The following is a 6,019-nucleotide window of genomic DNA, read 5'->3' on the forward strand; positions in this document are numbered from 1 at the left end:
ATGGTCTCTCAGCTCCTCAACAATCGCTATCGCGTTCTCGAAACCCTCGGAACAGGGGGCTTCGGTCATACCTATCTCGTGGAAGACACCCATCTTCCCTCGCGACGCCGCTGCGTTCTCAAACAACTGCAACAGGTCACGCAAACGCCCGATCGCTACGCAGACGTTTGCGCTCGCTTCGAGCGGGAAGCTGCGGTTCTCGAAGAACTCGGCGAAGAAAACCCACAAATTCCTCGGCTGTACGCCTATTTTTCCGAAGGCGGTCGCTTTTACCTGGTTCAAGAATGGATCGACGGCGAAACCCTGTTGCAACAAGTTCATCAAGGGGGACTGTGGGACGATCGAGCCGTCGTCCAACTCCTGACGCAAATTCTGCCCGTTCTCGATTTCATCCACAGTCGCCACATCGTCCACCGAGACGTTAAACCGGAAAATATCGTCGTGCGTCGCCAAGACGGACTCCCGGTTCTGATCGATTTCGGGGCAGTCAAAGAAGCGGTTAGCGCCCCCGATACCCCCAGTAAATCTTCGGTAGTCATCGGCACTCCCGGTTTCATGTCCAGCGAACAGGCTGCCGGACGCCCCACCTATTCTAGCGATTTGTACAGTTTGGCTCTGACGGCGATTTATCTGCTCTCGGGCAAACTCCCTCAAGATATTCCCGTCGATAACGCCACGGGAGAGCTGCGCTGGCGGGAACTGCTGCCGAACCTACAGGGAAGTTTGGCAACGACGCTCGATCGCGCCTTGCGTTTCCACCCCCGCGATCGCTTTTCCAGTGCGACGGAAATGCTGGCGGCTCTGGCACCGGGAAACTCCCTTTCGTCCATGAAAACGGTGGCCGTCGCCCCAGGCGCCCCGTCTCAGGTCGTCACCCAAGCGCATTCTCCCGCGACGGTACCCCAAGCGACGCAAGCCCCCCAACCCCCGATGCGTGCGGCCGAACCCGTCCAACTGAAACGGAAGTTCGAACATATTCCCATCGCGATCGGATTGGTTGTGGCGGCTGTGTTGGGCGGCTTTGCCATCGGTTGGGACAGCACGGCCCAAAACGGAAACGAAGATCGGACTCCCGTTTTAGACGAAACTCGCGATCGCCCGGAAAAAAACGAACCCTTAGCTCAACCCGTCCTCGACCCCCCGCCGAAACCCGATCCCGAAGTTAACCGGCCAGACGTAGCAGTTCCCCTAGACGAGGAAACCCTCGAGGAGCAAAAACAGATTCAAACGCCGGAAGCCGAACCGGAAGCCGAACCGGAAACCGAACCGGAAACCGAACCGGAAACCGAACCGGAAGCCGAACCGGAAGCCGAACCGACACCGGAACCGACACCGGAACCGATGTTGGACGAGAACCCGGAAGAAACGGAAACCCCGAAGCCCCTTTCTGAAGAAAAACCGACGCCTGCGATCGAGTCGGAGTCTGCGATCGATCCCGTCGAACCTCCAACGACACCCGAAGCGAAATCCAAAATCGAGGTCATCGAGTGGGGCGAAGAACCTGAAGACGCAATGAGGTAACGCCAAAGGAATGGTCAAACGGGTTTTTCCCATTATCGTGGCGCTGGCGGGGGCGGTGTTTGGCATCGACCTCGCGGCGCGAATTGCGGGTGAAGTGTTGTGGTTTCAGGAAGTCGGCTATCTCCCCGTCTTCCAAACCCGACTGCAAACCCAAGCGGCGATTTGGGTGCTGTCGGTGGGACTGACGTTCTTCACTTGTTGGGGAAACCTGCGCTTGGCGCAGCGGTTGAAATATCTCGATCGCGTCCAGTTTCCGAGACAAGCCAACAACGGCGATCCCTCCAAAACCCCCGCCATCGGCTTGGGGGGATTGCTGTTGGCGGGATGGGGACTCGGGATTCTGTTAACTTTGATGCTGTTGTATTACAGCGATTTGGCGATCGATCGTTGGCATCCCGATTGGAACCTTCCCAGTATCGCCGCTACGCTTCCACAACGGTTCAACGCCGTCGAATATCTGCAATCCCTACAACCGATCGCCGACTATCCCCTTCAATGGGCAGTGCTGGCGGTGTTCCCGGTGGTAGTGCTGCTGTGGCCTCGCCTCTGTTTGCGACTCTCTTCGATCGCCCTCAGTCTCGGGTTGGGTGTCGTCTTACCCGCCCAGTGGTCTCGGGTGTTGCAAGCCTTTCAACCGACGGACTTCGCCCAAAGCGATCCCCTCTTCAACGTCGATATCGCCTTTTACAGTTTTCGCCTGCCGATGCTGGAACTCTTGGAATTTTGGAGTTTCGGCGTGGTCGGATACTGTTTCGTCGCCGTCAGCCTCACCTATCTCCTGTCGGGGGAATCCCTCAGCGAAGGGCGGTTCCCCGGCTTTTCGCGGTGGCAACAGCGCCACCTGCAAGGACTCGGCGCCATCACCGCGATGGTTCTGGCGTTGAGTTTCTGGCTGCAACGGTACGAACTTCTCTATTCCGATGACGGCGTAGTGTTCGGTGCCAGTTATACGGATGTCAACGTCAAACTTCCGGCGTATACGGCGTTAGCGTTGCTGGCGGTGGCCATTGCCATTTTGTTGTTATGGGAAGCGGTAACGGGGGCTTCTCCGTTCGATCGCCGTCCCCGTCGCCGTCCCACCCTCGAGGAAAAACTCGCCCCCCGACGGCCGCGAAAAACCCTGGTGCCGCCCCTCTACGTGATTTTGGGCGGTTACGCGATCGCGGCGGGCGCGACGACTTGGCTGCTTCCGGCGTTAGTGCAGCGTATCGTGGTGCAACCGAACGAGTTGGTACGGGAGCGACCGTTTATCGAACGCAGCATCGCTTACACGCGATCGAGCTTCGATCTCGACGATATTGAAGTCGAAACCTTCAATCCCACGGGGGCGTTAAATCAAGCGTCGTTGAAAGCCAACAGTCTCACCATCCGCAATATCCGCCTCTGGGACAGTCGCCCCCTGTTGGAAACCAACCGCCAACTGCAACAAATTCGGCTGTATTACAAGTTTCCCAACGCCGATATCGATCGCTACACCATCCGACGCCAACCGACGCCGGAAAATCCCCAAGCCAACGAAACCCGACAAGTGATTTTAGCGGCGCGGGAGTTGGACTATAGTGCGGTTCCCGACCAAGCCCAAACCTGGGTCAACCAGCATTTGGTGTACACTCACGGCTACGGCTTCACCATGAGTCCGGTGAACACGGCCACGGAAAGCGGGTTGCCGGAATATTTCGTTAAAGGCATCGCCACCGACCCCACGGCGGGACAAGACGACCCGATTCAGGTGACAGATCCCCTGATTCGCGACAGCATCCCCATCGGTGCGCCCCGGTTGTATTACGGGGAACTGACGGACAATTACGTGATGACCTCGACGCGGATTCAGGAGTTGGATTATCCCAGCGGCGACGAGAACGTTTACAACACTTACGACGGAACGGGGGGAATTCGCATCGGGACGGGATGGCGTCGCTGGTTGTACGCGGTGTATTTGCGCGACTGGCGCATGCTGTTGACGGACAACTTTTTACCGGAAACGAAGCTGCTGTTTCGCCGCAATCTCGATCGACGGGTGAAGTCGATCGCGCCGTTTTTGCGGTTCGATCGCGACCCTTATTTGGTGACGGCGGACTTCGACCCGGACAACGACGACCCCAATCAGAACTATTTGTATTGGATTCTCGACGCTTACACCACCAGCGATCGATATCCCTACGCCGACCCTGGAGAACATTCGTTTAACTATATTCGCAATTCTGTCAAAGTACTGATCGACGCCTATAACGGATCGGTACAGTTTTACGTGGTCGACGCCCGCGATCCGATTTTGCAAACCTACCGCAAACTCTTTCCGACACTGTTTAAACCTCTAGCGGAAATGCCCCCGACGCTGCTGCGTCACATTCGTTATCCGGTGGATTTGTTCTCGGTGCAGTCGGAACGGTTACTGATTTACCACATGACCGATCCCCAGGTGTTTTACAACCGAGAAGACCAATGGCAGGTTCCCACGGAAATCTACCGCAGCGAGGAGCAGTCGGTGGAACCGTACTATTTGATTATGAAGCTGCCTCAGTCGACGTCGGAAGAGTTTATTTTGCTGCACCCGTTCACGCCGCGACGGCGGGCGAATTTGATTGCGTGGTTGGCGGGGCGATCGGACGGGGAAAATTACGGCAAACTACTGTTGTATCAGTTCCCGAAACAGGAGTTGATTTACGGACCGGGGCAGATTGAAGCCCGCATCAACCAAGATCCGGTGATTTCCCAGCAGCTTTCGTTATGGAACCAGCAGGGATCGCGGGTGATTCAGGGGAATTTGTTGGTGATTCCCATCGAGCGATCGCTGTTGTACGTGGAACCGCTGTATTTGGAGGCGGAACAGAACAGTTTACCGACGCTGGTACGGGTCATCGTAGCCTATGAAAATCAGATTGCCATGGCACCGACGTTAGATCGGGCGTTGACGGCGATTTTCGAGCCGGAAGAGTTACCCGCCCGCAGTATTATTCGATCGATCGAGGGCATTTTACCCGGTGTGGGAGAGGGCGAGACGGAAACGGCGGAATAAGTCGATCTGGGGTTCGATACAATCGGAGAAACGATGAGGAAGAGAGTATGAGTCGCCAATCGAAACTCGGAACCGCGACGACGATGGTTTTGTACGTGGTGGGGTTTGCCCTCTAGTGAAAGCGATGATAATATCATGGATCGAGCCTTCCCAAGCATACTTCTGTAACAGACTTCTGTTTTTTTAGCCTTTTATCGAAAGTTCAAAAATTATCCATTCCAAGCGTTAGTGTATGTGTTCGTAGACTCTTTAGATCGCGTTAATTTCAGGGCAATAAGAAGGCTAGAAAATACGATAAATATGTTCCAGGCGCGATCGGGTTTGAGTTTTCTGAGTTTGAGGTGATACGTGGAGTTTATCCCCTGTTTAAACCATTTATATAGGGGCGAAAATTTGCGCCCCTACCCAAATTTTGTCTTCAGTTCAACTCATTAACTGTAAGCTCACCCCGGTCTAAAGACGCGGGGCTTTCGCACTAACCCGTTACAGTATCTAGCCAAGAGCAAGATAGAGGGTTGCGCGTTTTGGGAAGGCTTACAGACTCCCCCAAGAGTTTAATCATCGTCGCGCCATTCAAATCAGCATCCCCTTTCCACCCGCAAATCCCCCCAACCCCCCTTAGAAAGGGGGGTTGGGGGGATACCCGAACGGTAAGACTTTCCTTTCTGGGGATGAATGTGCAAGCAGTTATGGCAGGTTTGCGAGGTGTATGCGGGTGGAACCCTTACCACCTCGACACCTTCTTTAATGGCTTTGTAGTCGATAAACAGTCGCAGTTGATAAAATGCCCAAGAATTTGAACGGCGGCGCTCAGTCTTAGTGCGAGGTTGGCGGTTGGTTCGCTCTCGTATTCCCGTTAAGTCTTCGAGGGCGATAATCGACTGAGTGTCCTTGGCGCGACGGACGATTTGTTTAGAAATATTGTGGTTGACCCAACTCTGATAACGCCTCTCTCTCCCCGATAGCCGTTTCAGAAGCCGTTTAGCCCCTTTTGTGCCTTTCGCTTTTTCTGGCAAAATCTCTGTGAAGATGCAGAAACTCCGGTAGAAGCCCGGTTTCTGAAAGTAAGCGACATTTGCCAAAAATGATGGGAATAACCCAAATCTCTAAGCTGAGATAGAGAGAGGTGATGGCGCGTTTCAGAGAGTAGCGGTATTTGGAAAAAGTGGCGTTGTATTTTCCCGATAACGCCCCTGCTTTTTGGCTCAATGGCATCGTTGTCATTCACAGGTATTGGAGTTAAAATCGGAACAAGCTCACTCAGTAAACTCATGTCAGAACATACCCTAATTTTATCCGAACAAACGTATCAAGCCCTCCTCGAAGTTGCCCAAAAACAAGGGGTAACTCCCGAACATTGGATTTTATCTCAACTTGAACAAGCCGAACCTGAATCCGAACCGTTATCTGAAAAAATTGGAGATTTAATTGGGGCGATCGATAGTCAAATGGAACCTCATCATCAGGTTCAGTCAACCGATT

Annotated in this window: 4 protein-coding genes; 3 read left to right on the forward strand and 1 reads right to left on the reverse strand. The window is 54.1% G+C overall.

Annotated elements, in window-relative coordinates; all coding sequences use genetic code 11:
• On the forward strand, nt 1-1,521 hold the full coding sequence (locus tag ACP5D4_RS13285) for a protein kinase domain-containing protein (protein WP_428012102.1): 1,521 nt from the start codon (nt 1-3) through the stop codon (nt 1,519-1,521).
• Nucleotides 1,522-1,531: 10 nt separating this feature from the next.
• Nucleotides 1,532-4,537, forward strand: a complete 3,006-nt coding sequence (locus ACP5D4_RS13290; protein ID WP_428012103.1) for a UPF0182 family protein — start codon at nt 1,532-1,534, stop codon at nt 4,535-4,537.
• Nucleotides 4,538-5,115: 578 nt separating this feature from the next.
• On the opposite strand, the gene ACP5D4_RS13295 is transcribed toward ACP5D4_RS13290, so the two are convergent.
• Nucleotides 5,116-5,619: an RNA-guided endonuclease TnpB family protein gene (locus ACP5D4_RS13295; RefSeq protein WP_428012104.1), complete on the reverse strand. Its 504-nt coding sequence runs from the start codon at nt 5,617-5,619 to the stop codon at nt 5,116-5,118.
• A gap of 126 nt (nt 5,620-5,745) precedes the next feature.
• Here ACP5D4_RS13295 and ACP5D4_RS13300 point away from each other — a divergent pair.
• The coding region (locus ACP5D4_RS13300) for a hypothetical protein (protein WP_428012105.1) at nt 5,746-6,019 on the forward strand (274 nt) is incomplete at its 3' end.

It is taken from the genome of Baaleninema sp., assembly GCF_049974805.1.
Classification (GTDB): Bacteria; Cyanobacteriota; Cyanobacteriia; order Cyanobacteriales; family Geitlerinemataceae; genus Baaleninema.